The sequence below is a fragment of the Shinella sp. OV683 genome (assembly GCF_057787725.1).
On sequence record NZ_CM173543.1, the window covers coordinates 1,864,180 to 1,880,195 of the forward strand.

Consider the following 16,016-nt stretch of genomic DNA (forward strand, 5'->3'; position numbering starts at 1 on the left):
CCATGATCTTGTCTGTCGGTCTTACATTACGGCGCCGTTGACGCTCGGCTGGGTCGCAAGCTGCTTGCGATCTGCGCGTTCCTGTTGCGGCGAACGGCCGTAGAGCTCGCGGTAGCATTTGGAGAAGTGCGAGGCGGAGACGAAGCCACAGGCCACCGCTACTTCGACCACCGGCATCGAGGATTGCACCAAGAGATGGCGGGCGCGGTCGAGGCGGATTTCGAGATAGTAGCGGGCGGGGGACCTGCCCATTTCCTGGCGGAACAGGCGTTCGATCTGGCGGCGCGACAGGCCAGCTTTGTCGGCAATGTCGACCAGGGACAACGGTTCGGCCAGATTGTTTTCCATGATCTCGATGATCGACAGGACCTTGGAGTTCTGTACGCCGAGACGGGCGCGCAACGGCAGGCGCTGGCGGTCGCTTGCGGAACGGACGCGGTCGGTCAGGTGCTGTTCGCAGACTCGATTGACGAGGTTTTCGCCAAAATCCTGGCGGATGAAATAGAGCACCATGTCGAGCGAGGCGGTGCCGCCGGCGCAAGTGTAGATGTTGCCGTCGATCTCGAAGAGGTCGGCATGCACTTCGGCCTGCGGGAAGGCTTCGGCAAAGCCGGGCAGGTTCTCCCAGTGGATGGCGCAACGCTTGCCGTTGAGCAGGCCGGCCTGCGCCAGAACATGGGCGCCGGTGCAGAGACTGCCGACCGCAATGCCGCGATTGTAGACTTCGCGCAGATAGGCGTTGACGGATTTGTTGCGGTATTCCTCGACATAGATGCCCGAACAGATCAGCACCATGTTGGGACGCATTTCGCCGGAGAGGTTCTTGCGCTCGTCCATAAGCGACGTCTTGGCTTCAAGCCCGATGCCGGAGGAAGAGTAGACCTTCTGGCCGTCAGCAGATGCCAGGCGCCACTGATAGGCCTCGTAGCCCAGCATGCGGTTGGCGATGCGGAGGGTTTCCACCGCAGCCGAAAACGGCAGCATGGTGAAGTTTGGCACCAGAAAGAACACGATCGTGCGCTTGATGGCGGCGGGCTTTTTGGTGATCGAATAGCTCTCGGGGCGCATGGTCACTCTCTCTATGTCGCGTAGAACAAAATTGGTCTGAATGCGTCACAAAAGAATAGCGTATTAGCGACACTTGCAAGCTTTATTGCGGCAGGCGCAAAAAGTTCACAGGTGGTGATGGAGAAAACCGGGGAGGGAGGGGTATTCCAGAAGCGAACTGCAATTAGCGATAATATCGTTTTTGAAAATATATGCAGACAAAGGTTGAGTAAGCGATCGGTTGAATGCGTAGTCCGGAGGTCGTCGGCATCATGCCGAGAACTCCGGACCTATTTGCGACAGGGATTACATTTCATTCGTGCGCTCGGCGGCCGGGAAGCCGACGTCCTTCATGACATCATAGGGAACGGATTCGATCGACCGCATCAGGCGGTACTCAGACCACTTGGCGCTGATGAAGGCGATGAAGCCGGAGATGCCTGAAGAATGCCGGGACGGGATGCCGGAATAGTGGCCGCTATCGAAACTGGAGATGCTCATTGTCGTACTTCCTCGTGATGGTGGGTTGAACCCGCTAAATTTATCTACCGATGCGTCTCATAAGACAAACGAATATGTCTTATGCTAGTCGTCAAGAATATTGATGAATCGATCTTGATTGGGACCGGCGCCGATATCATCTGCAACATAACGAGGCAGACGTGCGAGTTCGCGCTGAAGCCGGGCCTGTTGCTTGGCGAGGCGTGCCCTGCGAGCGTGGACCTGAATATAGTTGAGGAATGAACCAGAACCGGAGAAGAGGATATTCTGCATTGCCGTTTCCTTTCTTGAGAGGCGAGCCTTGGTGACGGCTTGACTATCGGATTTATTTGATGTTCAATCAAACGAAATGGAATGATGATATCGTTCAATTAAATTGAAGGTGCAGAAATGGCCAATGCAATCCCCGCAACGCTGCCGGTCCTCGAACTGGATGTGTTGAAGACATTCATCGCAATTGCCGACACCGGCAATTTCACGACGGCGGCCGAAGCGGTGTTCCGCACGCCGTCTGCTGTGTCGATGCAGATCAAGAAGCTCGAGGAAACGCTTGGCGCCTCTCTTTTCCGCCGCGATGCGCGCTCGGTGACGCTGACGCACAATGGCGAAATTTTGCTGAGCTATGCCAAGCGCATGCTTGCACTCAATAACGAAGCGGTGTCGCGCTTCATCGTCCCCGACATGAACGGCATCGTGCGCCTCGGTGCGCCTGACGATATCGGCGAGCTGATGCTAGGCGGCATTCTCAAGCATCTCTCCGAGACCTGGCCGAACCTCGCGATCGAAGTGACGATCGACTCTTCGTCCAACCTGCACAAGTCGATCGAAGACGGTCGGCTGGATCTGGCGCTCTACAATTTCCTGGGTGGCGTCAGGTCCGATCCCTCGGAAAAGGTAATGGCGGAGAAACTCGTCTGGGTGGGCAAGAAGCATGGTCAGGCGCATTTGAAGACACCGCTGCCGATCTCCGTGTGGGATTCCGGCTGCATCTGGCGGTCGCGTGCGCTCGAAGAGCTCACCAAGTCGGAGAAGGAATTCCGCATCGCCTACTATTGCGGCAGCCATATGGGCCAGTCCGCGGCGATCCGTGCCGATATTGCCATCGCGCCGCTGGCCCGCTTCCTGGTCCAGGATGACATGGTCGTGCTGGGCGAACGCGAAGGCCTGCCGGATCTCGGCACCTATGATATCGGCCTTGCCATCCGCGAGGGAGCAGAGGCACCCGCGCGGGCCGTTGCCGACTATGTGCGCGCAGCCCTCGGCGACCTGCAGGTTGGCCGTCCCGCGGCAATGGCGGCGTAAACCAAAACATCCAACAAATGCAAAAAGCGCGCCTCGTGGCGCGCTTTTTGATTCAAGATGAGGGCTGGGCTCTCACCCGCGCTCGCGGCGCCGCCTGCGGCCGCCGCCATCTTCGCCACCCGAGGTCACGGACTTGCGCTCGGGCAGGGTGACGACCTTGGCCAGTTCCGGGAAGGCGTCGACCTTGTTGGGCATCGCCATCGCGTCGATGAACAGCTGCTGGAAATTCGATTCCAGTGCGGTCTCGATCTTTTCGATCTTCTTGACCATTCCCTCGATCTCGCGGCGGTGGTTGCGATTGAGCAGGGCCATCAGCGCGCCGGTGCCGGCTGCGTTGCCCACGGCCTTGACCTCGTTGAGGTCGCAATCGGGGATGAGGCCGAGAACCATGGCGTATTTCGGATCGATGAACGAACCAAAGGCGCCAGCGAAACGGATCGTATCGACTTTGTTGATGCCGAGCTTCTCCATCAGCAGCTTGATGCCGGCATAGAGTGCGGCCTTGGCGAGCTGGATGGCGCGCACGTCGTTCTGGGTGACGGTGATGCGCTGTTCGCCATCGCCGCGCAGCAGGTAGGAGAATGTGCGGCCATTGGCGATGATGCGCGGGCTGCGTTCGGCCATCGCGCCGTCGACGACGCCGTCCTCCGAGATGATGCCGGAGAGATACATTTCCGCAACCACTTCGATAATCGCCGAGCCGCAGATGCCGGTGACGCCAACCGCTGCCGCATCTTCCTCGAAGCCTTCCTCGTCGGACCATTTCTCGACGCCGATCACCCGGAACTTCGGCTCCAGTGTCACAGGATCGATGCGCACGCGCTCAATCGCGCCTGGTGCTGCGCGCTGGCCCGAAGAGATTTCCGCGCCCTCGAAGGCCGGGCCGGTGGGGGAGGAGGCGGCGACGACACGATCCTTGTTGCCGAGGATGATTTCGGCATTGGTGCCGACATCGACCAGCAACATCATCTTGTCCTGCCGATAGGGGCCTTCCGACAGGGTCGCGCCAGCGGCGTCGGCGCCGACATGGCCGGCGATGCATGGCAGCATGTAGACGCGTGCACCGCGATTGACCTTGATGTCGATCTCGTGCGCCCAATATTGCAGGGCGCCGGAAACGGCGAGTGCAAAGGGCGCCATGCCGAGTTCGGTCGGGTCGATGCCGAGAAACAGGTGGTGCATGATCGGGTTGGCGACGAATACCATGTCCATGATGTCGTCACGGTCGACGCCATTCTCTTGGCAGACCTTGCCAATCAGGCCGTTGATCGCATCACGCACGGCAACGGTCATCGCTTCGCGGCCATCCGGGTTCATCATGACATAGGAGACGCGGCTCATCAGGTCTTCGCCGAAGCGGATCTGCGGGTTCGAGGTGCCGGCGGAGCCAACGATACGGCCAGACAGCAGCGATACGAGATGCATGGCGATGGTGGTCGAGCCGATATCGCAGGCGATGCCATAGGCCTCGTTCTTGAGGTCCGGCCACAGGCCGACGATGAAAGGACGCGAGGAATCCATGTCGCGGTGGATGGCGGCGGTGACGCCCCAGTTGCCCTTGCGGAGGATCTTCTGGACCTGTGGGATCAGGTGGGGCGCGATCAGCAGATCCTTCCAGCCCCAATCCTTTTCGAGCATGATCTTCATGCGGTCGAGGTCACCGAGCGGCTTGTGCATATCGGGTTCATCGACCTCGACATAGCAGAGTTGGACGGCGGCATTGCGCTCGATGACGCGGTCGCTCGCGGCCTTGCGGACGACCTGGGCGTTGACGACGGTATCCTGGGGCACGTCAATGACGAGATCGCCAAGAATCTCGGCGGAACAGGAGAGGCGACGGCCTTCCGGCAGGCCGCGGACGCGGTCATACCGTTCTTCCTTGGGGCCGCGTGCCGAAATGTGGTTGTTGGACGAGACGATCTTGTGCTTGGCAAAATTGCCTTCCTGCACTTCGACCTGGCAGCGGCCACAGGTGGCGCGGCCACCGCAGACGCTTTCGACATAGACGCCGAGCTTGCGGGCGGCTTCGAGAACCGGCGTGCCAACCGGGAAGCGCCCGCGCTTGCCAGATGGCATGAATAGAACGAGCGGATCCTTGCTTGCGCCTTCGGCCATTGCGGACTCATTTCCCGACGTGTCGTCGTATCGCATATCAAATTTCTCTCTGAATGCAGCTCTCTAGCAGAGTGCACCCTCATCGCCTTGAATATTATCCAAATCCCGACATGCAAAGATCACCCTGCAGCATTTGTGCAGGGTGATCTAACAATTGGAACTGCCGACTGGCCGCCGCCCACGCTAAGGTGTCGTGATCTTGGCATAGGCAGTCAACGCCAGAAACGTTGTTGCGACAGCCAGTACACTTGCCCAGGACATGATTGAATCCCGCCGCTCCGGCTGGTCTGGTTCAACGAAGTTGATGACTGCCAGTCCTGCGAGACCTACCAATGGCAAGGGTATCAGATAAAAGAGGGCGCCAATGGTGGAATGCATGACCGTGTACAAGTGACTAAACTCCGCGGCGCTAAGTCCATACTTGATGATCAGGAACACCAGCGGAACGATAATCACGACCATCCTGAGAGCCGTGATTATCTTCGTCTTTGTTAAATTCAAGACCACTTTTCGAGAGTTACTCCGCCGCGCCACCAGCACCCACGCGGCTTGCACGTCCGCCGCGGCGACCAGCCGGGGCCGACGATGCCGCCGGCGTCGGGACAGCGGCAGCGCCCAGTTCATTGGGCTTGTGGTCGCGATAGGTCTTGATCCAGTGGCTGCAGTGGGGGTCGGTGCCGTTGAGCACGTTGGCGGCGCGGACGGCCTCCATTTCCTGCGGGCGGCAGGGGTTCATGATCGCCGAAGTCATGCCGGCGCCGATGACCATCGGGATGAAGCCGGCATTGATGCCATGGCGGTGCGGCAGGCCGAAGGAGATGTTGGAGAGGCCGCAGGTCGTGTTGACCTTGAGTTCGTTGCGCAGGCGATAAAGCAGCTGAAAGACCTGGCGGCCGGCATCGCCCAGAGCGCCGATCGGCATGACCAGCGGGTCGACAACGATGTCTTCCGGCTTGATGCCGTGGTCCATGGCGCGTTCGACGATCTTCTTGGCGACTGCAAAGCGCACGTCCGGGTCCATCGAAATGCCGGTTTCGTCGTTGGAGATCGCCACGACCGGAACGTTGTACTTCTTGACCAGCGGCAGGATGGCTTCGAGCTTTTCCTCTTCGCCGGTAACCGAATTGACCAGCGGGCGGCCCTTGGCGACCTTGAGAGCGGCTTCGATGGCAGCGGTCACCGAGCTGTCGATCGACAGCGGTACATCCACGAGGCCCTGGACGATTTCGAGCGTCTGCACCAGCAGGCCCGGCTCGGTCTCGTTGGGGTTGACGGAGGTGACGCCCGCATTGACGTCGAGCATGGTGGCGCCGGCGGCGACCTGTTCCAGCGCATCCTTGATGACGGTCTCGAAATTGCCGGCGGCCATTTCGGCGGCCAGCTTCTTGCGGCCGGTCGGATTGATCCGCTCGCCGATGACGCAGAACGGCTGGTCAAAGCCGATGATGATTTCGCGGGTAGCGGATGCGACGATGGTACGGGTCATTGTTATCCCTTGAGAGCTCAAAGACAGAGGGTTTGCACTAAGTCTTTATTGGATTGGTGGCAAGCCGACGAGTCGACAGTGGGTCAATTGCATGCGCAGATCATCTGACGGAATGGTCCACCAGGCCATTGGCGGTTTCTTCGATGAATTCGTGAATGTCCGAGCGTGGCGTGCGCTTCCAGGGCGTGCGGCCCTTGAGTACGCCGGACTCATGAACGATCTCGGATACATATTCTTCCTGGCGGTAAGCCATGACATGGATGCCGCTGACGCCCGGAATCTCTTTCACCTCGTTGATGATGTCGATGCAGAGCTGCTTGCCTTCCTTTTTCTGGTTTTCGGCGCCTTCGAGGCGCTTGATTACAGAATCGGGGATATGGATGCCGGGAACGTTGGAACGGATCCACTTGGCCGTCTTGGCAGACGCCATCGGGCCGACGCCGGCGAGGATGAAGCATTTTTCGGCAAAGCCGAGGTCGACGACCTTCTTCATGTATTCGCGGAACATCGGCACGTCGAAGCAGTACTGGCTCTGGACGAACTGCGCGCCGGCTTCGATCTTCTTGCCGAGGCGATAGGGGCGGAAATCGTAGGGCGGAGCGAAGGGATTGATTGCGGCACCCAGGAACACTTGTGGTGCCGTGGTGATCTTGCGGCCCGACAGGAACTTTGACTCGTCGCGCATCGTGCGAACGGTTTCGAGCAGCGACATGCAATCGAGGTCGAAGACCGGCTTGGCGCCCGGCTGGTCTCCGGCCTGGACGCCGTCCCCGGTCAGACACATGATGTTCGCGACGCCCATGGCGGCGGCACCCAGCACATCGCCCTGGATGGCGATGCGGTTCTTGTCGCGGCAGGCGATCTGCATGATTGGCGCATAGCCCATGCGGGTCAGCAGCGCGCAGATGCCGACCGACGACATATGGCAGTTGGCGCCCGACGCATCGACAGCGTTGATACCGTCCACCCAGCCTTCGAAGATCGCAGCGCGCTCATAGACTTCTTCAGGGTTGGCACTGTCGGGTGGGTTCAGCTCGGCGGTGACGGCGAATTCGCCGCGACGCAGCACGCGTTCCAGCCGGCCTAGAGAGGAATGGCCGGGCAGGGGATCGAGAGGCAGGTGCGGGCCGAGCGGGTTCTCATCGATATGCACCATTGCGGTCACGCTTCTTTCTTCAGAGCTTCATTGGCGGCGGCGGCAGTCGCCGTCGTGCGCAGCCAGGCGGACGTTTCGCGCAGGGACTGATCGACGGGCTTCTGCACCGTCATGATCTTGTCGCCATGCACCATGTTGCGCGACCCTTCCCAGGCTTTCACCCAGACGCAAGGCATGTCGGGCTCGACTTCGCAATTGCCGTTGGCGCGAACGCCGCCGCAAGGTCCGTTGCGAAGCTGCTTGGGACAGTTCATCGGGCACGACATGCCGGTCGAGGAAAGCACGCACTGGCCGCACATGCGACAGTCGAACATCAGTCCCTTGACCCGCTTCTCCACGGCCTTGATCGGCCATTCGACACGCTGATAGCCGAGTTTGTTCCAGACCGGATGTAGCAGCAGGAAGAATTTCGCGAATTTGTCGTAGAACCATTCGAGCATGCGCGAATGACGGATCGACCAGAGGCGGATCGTATAGCTGCGCTTCTGGCGGCCGACAGCGGAAACGCCGGACGGTACATAGGCCGTTGGTGGCTTCTTGTGGATTTTCAGCTCAACCATTTTCGCGACCGCCGCGCTTGACGAGTGCGACAAGCCGCTCGCGGTCATAGGTGGCCTCAAGCTCGGCGGCTGTCTTGTCGGCCTCGGCCTCGAGATCGTCGGAGACCTCGACGGGGTCGGCCTTGCGCCAGTCGGCGAGGTAATCGCCGCTTTCCGCGGCGCCGGTGCGCATGGCGCACATGTCGATGGCTTCCGTGAACCGCAGCGACAATTCGCGCTTGGCGTTTGTCCGGCCCTTCTTGATGATTACCTGCGCAGGTATATCGCGCCAGTAGACGATGATGCGGTCAGCCATTCCCCGAAACTCCCTATGCTGCGGCTACAATGGAATGAGAGGGGGTGTCGCTGCCCGGCTAGGCACGACGTCGCTTTGGCCTTATTGCGACACCGCAAAAATCCTCACAAAAAACGCTGACGCGATCAAGCGAAGAAATGCAGGAAGACATCCCAATAATGCGGAATCTGATGGAAGAAGTAGGGGATAAGATGAAGGAGCTCATATCCGACATAACCGACGACCGCCGAGAAGACGAGGCCGATCACGGCGCCGATCATCAGGACGATGCCGTCGCGTTCGGTCAGGCCAAGTCCCATCAAGGCCAGCGAATAGGCCGGGCCCATATTTCCAAGCGGTATCGGCAGGAAGATGACGATCGCCAGCAGCAGGGCAAAGATGCCGATAAAGCGCTCATAGAGGCGGGTATTGCCGCTCCAGAAACGCGGTTTGATCAGCTTCTCGGCTTTTTCCATCCATGGCACGAACTTGTCGAGGACGGAGGCAAAAGCCTTGTTGTCGAAGGAATAGTCATGCAGCCGCTTCGGCAGCCAGATCGTATCAAGGCGTGAAAACGCCATCTGGAAGGCGATAAACACCAGCGGCATGCCGAGGATGAAGGTCGCGCCCGGCGGCAGTGGAATAAGGTTGGGAAGACAGAAGACGACGAGGAAGGCGCCGAAGGATCGGTCGGCCATGGCTTCGGCGATCACGCCGAGCGATATCTTGTCACCTGCTTGCTGCGAAACGTGACGCAGCAGTTCCGAAAGCCGCTCCGGCCTTTCCTTGACCACTTTTTCCCTGAGGCTTAGTTCCATGCTGGCATCCGACACTTGGCACCTACTGTTTTCATGGCGCGGAGTGCGATTTACCGGAAAATCTTGGTGATGTTTCTAGCAAAGTCTCCCACCGGGATACTCTAAAGGGCGATCCTTAAGGCGCGATTATCATGCAAATAAGACAACGTATGACCGTCGCCAAATATTTTGTCGTATTTTCGGAGAACTGCCCTGTCGGAGCAGGCTATGCCCTTATCAGGGCCGGCGCAAGGTCGCCATAGCCGGTGAAGCGGTATTCATAATCCAGCTTCAGGTAGTCGGCTGCCCACTTTGCCTTCTCCTGCAGAGCGGGGTCTACGGTCTGGGCGAGGTAGACGATCTTGGTGTAGTTGCCAAACACCATGTCGCGCAACTCGGGATGCTTGTCGAGCTTCAGGGGCTCGATGACGAAAGCCTCGAACTGGCGGGTGATCAGGTCGGTCAGGTAGAAGGCGGTGAATTCGTCCTCGCATTCGGCGAGAAACTTCTCCGTGCCGGTGAAGAAGGCGTAACAGTGTGGGCCGGCGATCCGCTCGATGCCTTCCTCTTCGCAGAGCTTGTCGAGCTGGCCCTGGGTGCCGCATTCCGCATAGCCGATATAGATGCGCTTGAAGCCTTCAGCACGCGCCTCGGCGATTTTTTCGCGCAGACCGGGCACGATCTTTTCCGGATAGACGTGCCATATGGCGGGAAGACATTGCAGGTCGACGTGGTCGAGGCCATTGGCTGATTTGACCGCGAGGATTTCGCGCGCAATCGCGCCGCATGCGATGATGCGGAGCGGTTCGGGTTTCGTTAAATCCTCGTTCATGGGCGTCCTGACTGTTTCGCCCCGCTAATATAGGGAAATTTTCTCAGCATGGAATGCCGGTTGCGGCAAAAGGTGATGCCGAACGCGGCGGGCTTGTTCTGCCTGCATAGCCCCGCTGAACGGCGAGAGGCTCCCGAACCGCATTTCTTCCGAAGGAATTGCTATTGAGTGAACATTTTCCCGTTTCGCGCGTTGTGCCCCCATGCGGCGCGCCGGGAGGTATTTTCCTTCCTTGTCGAAGGCCGCTCTCTGCAACATATGCGGCATTGCTGCCGCACCATCCCATTGCCATTTGGAGAGCTGAGATGACGAATATTTCTGCTAAAATTGTGATCGCCCTGACTGCGGCATTGTTCCTTACCTCCTGCGCCAACACTATCCGCGGTGCCGGTCGCGACGTGGCCAATACCGCGGACGCAACCGAGAAGGCGGCCAAGGATGTCGCGAACTAAACCGAGCACGGTCGGGAGATTCCAATGCCTAAGGTCACCACCCAGATTATTTGCGCCCTGATTGCCGCACTCTTCCTGTCCTCGTGTGCAAACACCATCCGCGGGGCGGGACGTGACATGTCGAATACCAAGGACGCCGTCAAGGACGCGGCCAACTAATCCCAAAACGAAACTGGCCGCACATGTGTGCGGCCAGCTCTTTTTATCCTTTGATGAATGATCAGGCGCGCGCAGCCAGCGTGTTGTGCTTGCGCTTGATATATTCCTTGGCGGTTTCCACCGCGATGGCGGCGTCGCGGCAATAGGCGTCGGCGCCGACGGCCTTGCCGAATTCCTCGTTGAGCGGAGCGCCGCCGACGAGAACGATGTAGTCGTCGCGGATGCCCTTTTCCTTCATCGTGTCGATCACGACTTTCATATAGGGCATGGTCGTGGTCAGCAGGGCGGACATGCCGAGAATATCAGGCTGTTCGCGCTCGATCGCATCGAGATAGTTCTCGACCGGGTTGTTGATGCCGAGGTCGATGACGTCGAATCCGGCGCCTTCCATCATCATGCCGACCAGGTTCTTGCCGATGTCGTGGATGTCGCCCTTGACGGTGCCGATGACCATCTTGCCCTGCTTCGGCGCGCCGGTGGCGGCGAGCAGCGGACGCAGGATGAACATGCCGGCCTTCATGGCGTTGGCCGAAAGCAGAACTTCCGGCACGAACAGAATGCCGTCGCGGAAATCGATGCCGACGATGCGCATGCCTTCGACGAGCGCTTGAGTCAGAACGTCATAGGGCACCCAGCCGCGTGAGAGCAGGATGTTGGTGCCTTCCTCGATCTCTTCCTTCAGTCCGTCGTAGAGGTCGTCGTGCATCTGCTGCACAAGCTCCTCGTCGGAGAGTTCCGAAAGAATGATTTCATCGTCTGCCATTGGATCCTCGTCAATTGAATGGTGCCGGATTTCGACAAATCCTATCGTCCACTATAGTTAGCCATGGACGTTTGCAAAGCGTTTTCGAAAACGACGCAGGCGATGGCGAAAAACGACGGTGCTGTCGCATTTTGAAGGGTTGCCCACTTTTAGTTGCTGTTGATACGTGAGGTTGCGCAATAGGTTTGGTGATTTCGTCCTGAGCCGGTGTCGCAATAATTCAATTTTAATCAATTCAATCTAGTTGGAAGTGGTGGTTTTTCAGTGGAGCGCGACCGTTTTGTCAAAATTAATCATAGGGTTGGCTTTCCTTTTGGTTGTATTTTTGTCTCCGGCTGCAAGCGCAGATAAGGTCTACTTCTCCATTGTTGCCAGAGACGGCAAGACGGCGGCCTTCGAGGTGACCGATCAGGTGATCGCGAATGTCGGCACGACGAAGTACATGGCCCTGCTGCCGGGAATGGACGATGCATTGCATGAGGCGCGCGGGCCGCTGTTGCGGGATCTGCTGAAGGCGGCAGGTGCCAGCGGTACGACAGCCTACGCCGTTGCTCTCGACAACTACGAAGCCGAGATCCCGACCAAGGATTTCGAGGAGTTCGATGTCATCGCCGCCATTGAAATCGACGGCAAGCCGATATCTATCCGGGACAAGGGGCCAGCATGGGTCGTCTATCCCTCGGGCGATAATCCGGATCTGCGCAAAAGCGCGATTTACGAAGCCCGGAGTATCTGGCAACTGAAAGAAATCAGCATCAAATGAAGCTGCCGCGTGTGACACGGTCGAACCTGCTGCTTATTCGGTTTCCTGCGATTCTCGCGCTGTTTGCGGCGATGATGGTGATTGGCAGCCAGAATATCGCGTCGATTACCGACGGCATCAGCATGCATCTCTTCAAGTCGGCGCGTTTCGAAGAGGCGACGCGGGCGGAGATGGAGTTCAACGATCTGCTGGGCAAAGCCTATCGCTATTCTTCCGGCGACGGCAGTGTCAGGGATGTTGATATTGCTCTGGCACTCGACATCTTCTGGTCACGCGTCAATGTGCTGAAGACAGCGAGCTATCGGGATGCCTTGACTGGAGCAGGCGTCGTCGAGACCTCGATCATCCCCGATCTATTTGCAGCGCTGCCGGAGCTCGAAAAGGCGGTTCAGGCCCTGAAGTTCGACCAGCCCGCCACCTATGCGGAAATGGGCCAGTTTGCAATTCGCTACCAGGCGGATATCGCTCATTATAGCGACAAGGCCTACTCGGCGCGCCGCAACCAGATGCGCGGCATGGTCGAGAGGGAAATCGATAGCCTGGACAATCTCAAGATTCTGCAATTCGAATATGCCGGTCTTGCCTGCCTGACCTTTCTCTATGTGCTGTTCGAGCTCTATCTGTCGCGCCGCGGCAACCGCAAACTCAACCTGGCGGTGGAAGAGAAACAGCATATGCTGATCTCCGACCATCTGACCGGTATCGGCAACCGCCGTCGCTTCGAGACGGCGCTGCAATGTCGCAACATATCAGACAACTTCAGCCTCGTTGTGCTCGACCTGGACGGCTTCAAAGCCGTGAATGATACGTTGGGCCATGCGGCAGGGGATCATCTTCTCAGGCATGTCGCATCGATACTGTCGTCGACCTGCGGCGTCGACGACGTGGTCTGCCGGCTGGGCGGCGATGAGTTCGCCGTGCTTCTGCGGGGCTCGAAGGAACGGGCAGCTGCTTTTGCAAATCGCGTCATCCTGCGGCTCGCCGATCCCGTGCTGTTCGAGGGCAATCCGATCAAGGCTGCGACCAGCATCGGTGTCGCGCATAGTGGCGATGTGCCGATCACCACGACCGGCTGTATGCTGCGCAATGCCGATGCGGCACTCTATGCGGCGAAGGCTGCTGGCCGCAACTGCGTGCAGTTCACATCATCCGCGATCACCAGTGCCAGCAATCGCAAACGCACGCTGCGGGCCGACCTGAAGCGGGCGATCCTCGACAGCAGGATCGACGTCGCCTATCAACCGATCGTCTCCCTCAGCGCCGGCGAGACCAGGGGCATCGAAGCACTGGTGCGCTGGAATCATCCGGAATTCGGCGCGGTCCCGCCCATCGAAATCATCGAAGCGGCAGAGCAGACCAGCCAGATCCTGCCATTGACGCTCTATGTGATCGACAAGGCCTGTGCGACCCGCAATCACATGGCGGCATGCGGCCACCACATCCAGGTCACGGCCAACGTTTCGCCGGGACTGATGGCGTTGTCCGGCTTTGCCCGGGCGGTAGGCGAGGTGGCCAAGCGCCATGACATGCAGCGCGGACAATTGCTTCTCGAACTGACCGAAGATGCTGTCATGGCCGAAAGTGAGATCGTCGACCAGAACGTCGAGCATTTTCGTATGCTCGGCATCTACCTTGCCGTCGATGATTTCGGCAAGGGCTACTCCAACCTCAGTCGGCTCGCCAGTCTTGAGTTTCGCAAGATCAAGCTCGACAAGTCGCTTGTGGACGGCGTGACCACATCCGATCGCAGCCTCGGCATCGCTCGCGGAATCAGCCGTATGGCAAGCGAACTCGGCATCAATGTCGTCGCCGAGGGTATCGAAAGCCCCGACCAGACCGCGGTGCTGCTGGAGCTCGGAATTGCGCTTGGCCAGGGTTTTCACTATGCGCGGCCGATGAGTGCGCTGTCGCTTCTTGCCTATCTCGCGCCATCGGCGCCCGCAAAGCCCAATTCCAGTGACGGACCGCAACTGAAGGCGGTCTGAACCCATTTTCGATGATCTAGCCGCGATGCATCCTATTTCCGTCGCTTCGCTTCCAGCCTACTCATTGGCGCTTTGAGGAATGTTCCTTTTGCGGCATTGTTTAGGATCAGCGACAACAGTCACCCGTTGGAGCGGGCAAATCGGTAGAGGAAACGATGATGGACCAGACAAACGAACAGGCTGAAGTGCCGGCAGAAGGTGGCGGTCGCCGTGGACGTGGTGCGGCCGCGCGGCGCGCGGCGCGCACGGGCGGTGGTCCCAACCCATCTCTTCCCTATATCATCCGCAAGATTCGCGAATATGAAGTGCTCGACGAAGAAGGCTTGCAGCTGATCGAGAACAATGCTGACCGCATCCTCGAAGAGATCGGCATCGAGTTCCGCGAAGATGCAGAAGCATTGGCGCTGTGGAAGGAAGCCGGTGCCGACGTGCGTGGTGAGCGCGTGCATTTCCCCAAGGGCCTTTGCCGCGAAATCCTGAAGACCGCCCCGTCGAGTTTCACCTGGCACGCCCGTAATCCGGAGCGCAATTGCCATATCGGCGGCAAGGCGACCGTGTTCGCGCCGGTTTACGGCCCTCCCTTCGTCCGCGACCTGGAAGGCAACCGCCGCTATGCGACGATCGAGGATTTCCGCAATTTCGTGAAGCTCGCCTATATGGCGCCGTCGATCCATTCGTCGGGCGGCACTGTCTGCGAGCCGGTCGACGTGCCGGTCAACAAGCGCCACCTCGATATGATTTACTCCCATATCAAGTATTCCGACAAGCCGTTCATGGGCTCGGTCACTGCGCCGGAACGCGCCGAAGACACGATCGCCATGGCCAAGCTGGTTTTCGGCGATGAGTTCGTCGAGAACAATTGCGTCACGCTCAACCTGATCAACGCCAACTCGCCGATGGTGTTCGACGAGACCATGGTCGGCGCGCTGAAAGTCTATGCCCGTCACAACCAGGCCACGGTGATCTCGCCGTTCATCCTGGCGGGCGCCATGAGCCCGGTGACTGTGGCAGGCACGTTGACGCAGATCCTCGCCGAAGTGCTGGCTGGTGCGTCGTTCACACAGCTGATCCGCAAGGGGGCGCCGGTGCTGTTCGGTACCTTCGCGGCATCGATCTCGATGCAGTCGGGTGCTCCGACCTTCGGTACGCCGGAACCGTCGCTGGTCTCCTACGGTGCAGCCCAGCTCGCCCGCCGCCTCGGCCTGCCGTTCCGTACCGGTGGTTCGCTTTGCGCGTCGAAGGTTCCGGATGCGCAGGCAGCCACCGAATCGTCCAACACGCTCAACATGACGCTGCTGGCCGGCACCAACTTCGTGCTGCATGCCGCAGGCTGGCTCGAAGGCGGACTTGTGTCGTCCTACGAGAAGTTCATGATCGACCAGGATCAGCTCGGCATGATGCAGAAGATGGCCGAAGGTATCGACCTTTCTGAAAATGCGCAGGCGCTGGATGCCATCCAGGAAGTCGGCCCGGGCAGCCATTATCTCGGCTGCGCCCATACGCAGGCCAACTTCCAGACGGCGTTCTACCGTTCGGCTCTGGCTGACAACAACTCGTTTGAACAGTGGGAAGTGGAAGGCGCCAAGCGAGTTGAGGAACGTGCAAATGCGCTTTGCCGCTCCTGGCTCGACCAGTATGAAGCGCCGGCGCTCGATCCTGCGATCGACGAAGCCCTTCTCGCCTACATCAAGCAGAAGAAGGATTCGATGCCCGACGCTTTCACTTGAAAGGGTCCCGAAGCCAGGGAGAGTGGCGGACGGTTTCAGGTGGCGGATTGGATCCAGCGCGACGTCTGGCGTCCTCACTACAAGCCACCTGACCGGA

Annotated in this window: 18 protein-coding genes; 6 read left to right on the forward strand and 12 right to left on the reverse strand. The window is 59.1% G+C overall.

All coding sequences use genetic code 11. The features are described from left to right. Window positions 1-21: 21 nt before the first annotated feature. The 3 genes from ACXHRN_RS08855 to ACXHRN_RS08865 all read right to left on the reverse strand — a co-directional run bounded on the left by ACXHRN_RS08855 (window position 22) and on the right by ACXHRN_RS08865 (window position 1,821). Window positions 22-1,068: a GlxA family transcriptional regulator gene (locus tag ACXHRN_RS08855; RefSeq protein WP_488640950.1), complete on the reverse strand. Its 1,047-nt coding sequence runs from the start codon at window positions 1,066-1,068 to the stop codon at window positions 22-24. A gap of 285 nt (window positions 1,069-1,353) precedes the next feature. Then, window positions 1,354-1,548 carry a hypothetical protein gene (locus ACXHRN_RS08860; RefSeq protein WP_488640951.1) on the reverse strand — a complete coding sequence of 65 codons (195 nt, stop codon included), beginning with the start codon at window positions 1,546-1,548 and terminating at the stop codon, window positions 1,354-1,356. 84 nt (window positions 1,549-1,632) lie between these two features. Next, on the reverse strand, window positions 1,633-1,821 hold the full coding sequence (locus ACXHRN_RS08865; protein ID WP_488640952.1) for a hypothetical protein: 189 nt from the start codon (window positions 1,819-1,821) through the stop codon (window positions 1,633-1,635). A 117-nt stretch (window positions 1,822-1,938) separates the two neighbouring features. Between ACXHRN_RS08865 and ACXHRN_RS08870 the strand changes: the two genes are divergently transcribed. Further along, complete coding sequence (locus ACXHRN_RS08870; RefSeq protein WP_488640953.1) at window positions 1,939-2,850, forward strand: LysR family transcriptional regulator; 912 nt, start codon at window positions 1,939-1,941, stop codon at window positions 2,848-2,850. Window positions 2,851-2,922: 72 nt separating this feature from the next. On the opposite strand, the gene ACXHRN_RS08875 is transcribed toward ACXHRN_RS08870, so the two are convergent. From ACXHRN_RS08875 to ACXHRN_RS08910, 8 genes are all read right to left on the reverse strand, one after another. Next, window positions 2,923-4,965 (reverse strand): ASKHA domain-containing protein, encoded by a 2,043-nt coding sequence (locus tag ACXHRN_RS08875; protein WP_488640954.1) that lies wholly within the window; start codon window positions 4,963-4,965, stop codon window positions 2,923-2,925. A 183-nt stretch (window positions 4,966-5,148) separates the two neighbouring features. Beyond that, window positions 5,149-5,427 carry a hypothetical protein gene (locus tag ACXHRN_RS08880; protein ID WP_488640955.1) on the reverse strand — a complete coding sequence of 93 codons (279 nt, stop codon included), beginning with the start codon at window positions 5,425-5,427 and terminating at the stop codon, window positions 5,149-5,151. A 55-nt stretch (window positions 5,428-5,482) separates the two neighbouring features. Further along, a complete protein-coding gene (locus tag ACXHRN_RS08885; RefSeq protein ID WP_488640956.1) occupies window positions 5,483-6,451 on the reverse strand; it encodes a methyltetrahydrofolate cobalamin methyltransferase in 969 nt (322 codons plus the stop codon). Window positions 6,452-6,551: 100 nt separating this feature from the next. Continuing rightward, on the reverse strand, window positions 6,552-7,604 hold the full coding sequence (locus ACXHRN_RS08890) for a methylenetetrahydrofolate reductase (protein ID WP_488641867.1): 1,053 nt from the start codon (window positions 7,602-7,604) through the stop codon (window positions 6,552-6,554). Between the two features lie 8 nt (window positions 7,605-7,612). Continuing rightward, a complete protein-coding gene (locus ACXHRN_RS08895; RefSeq protein ID WP_488640957.1) occupies window positions 7,613-8,167 on the reverse strand; it encodes a methylenetetrahydrofolate reductase C-terminal domain-containing protein in 555 nt (184 codons plus the stop codon). Beyond that, a complete protein-coding gene (locus tag ACXHRN_RS08900; RefSeq protein ID WP_488640958.1) occupies window positions 8,160-8,462 on the reverse strand; it encodes a virulence factor in 303 nt (100 codons plus the stop codon). The genes ACXHRN_RS08895 and ACXHRN_RS08900 overlap by 8 nt, the downstream gene beginning before the upstream one ends. A gap of 125 nt (window positions 8,463-8,587) precedes the next feature. Then, window positions 8,588-9,259, reverse strand: a complete 672-nt coding sequence (locus ACXHRN_RS08905) for an exopolysaccharide biosynthesis protein (protein ID WP_488640959.1) — start codon at window positions 9,257-9,259, stop codon at window positions 8,588-8,590. Window positions 9,260-9,464: 205 nt separating this feature from the next. Next, window positions 9,465-10,070, reverse strand: coding sequence for a DUF1638 domain-containing protein (locus ACXHRN_RS08910; RefSeq protein WP_488640960.1), 606 nt, complete (start codon window positions 10,068-10,070; stop codon window positions 9,465-9,467). Window positions 10,071-10,375: 305 nt separating this feature from the next. Here ACXHRN_RS08910 and ACXHRN_RS08915 point away from each other — a divergent pair, with 305 nt between their 5' ends. Beyond that, the gene (locus tag ACXHRN_RS08915) at window positions 10,376-10,522 is read left to right on the forward strand and encodes an entericidin domain-containing protein (protein WP_488640961.1); all 147 of its coding nucleotides are present in this window, start codon (window positions 10,376-10,378) and stop codon (window positions 10,520-10,522) included. Window positions 10,523-10,546: 24 nt separating this feature from the next. Continuing rightward, window positions 10,547-10,681: a hypothetical protein gene (locus ACXHRN_RS08920; protein WP_488640962.1), complete on the forward strand. Its 135-nt coding sequence runs from the start codon at window positions 10,547-10,549 to the stop codon at window positions 10,679-10,681. 61 nt (window positions 10,682-10,742) lie between these two features. On the opposite strand, the gene ACXHRN_RS08925 is transcribed toward ACXHRN_RS08920, so the two are convergent. Then, a complete protein-coding gene (locus ACXHRN_RS08925; protein ID WP_488640963.1) occupies window positions 10,743-11,444 on the reverse strand; it encodes a corrinoid protein in 702 nt (233 codons plus the stop codon). Window positions 11,445-11,724: 280 nt separating this feature from the next. Here ACXHRN_RS08925 and ACXHRN_RS08930 point away from each other — a divergent pair, with 280 nt between their 5' ends. The 3 genes from ACXHRN_RS08930 (at window position 11,725) to ACXHRN_RS08940 (ending at window position 15,919) form a co-directional block, all read left to right on the forward strand. Further along, a complete protein-coding gene (locus ACXHRN_RS08930) occupies window positions 11,725-12,207 on the forward strand; it encodes a putative pterin-binding protein (RefSeq protein ID WP_488640964.1) in 483 nt (160 codons plus the stop codon). After that, window positions 12,204-14,192: a putative bifunctional diguanylate cyclase/phosphodiesterase gene (locus tag ACXHRN_RS08935; RefSeq protein WP_488640965.1), complete on the forward strand. Its 1,989-nt coding sequence runs from the start codon at window positions 12,204-12,206 to the stop codon at window positions 14,190-14,192. The genes ACXHRN_RS08930 and ACXHRN_RS08935 overlap by 4 nt, the downstream gene beginning before the upstream one ends. A 158-nt stretch (window positions 14,193-14,350) precedes the next feature. After that, window positions 14,351-15,919, forward strand: a complete 1,569-nt coding sequence (locus tag ACXHRN_RS08940) for a trimethylamine methyltransferase family protein (RefSeq protein ID WP_488641868.1) — start codon at window positions 14,351-14,353, stop codon at window positions 15,917-15,919. Window positions 15,920-16,016: the final 97 nt, after the last annotated feature.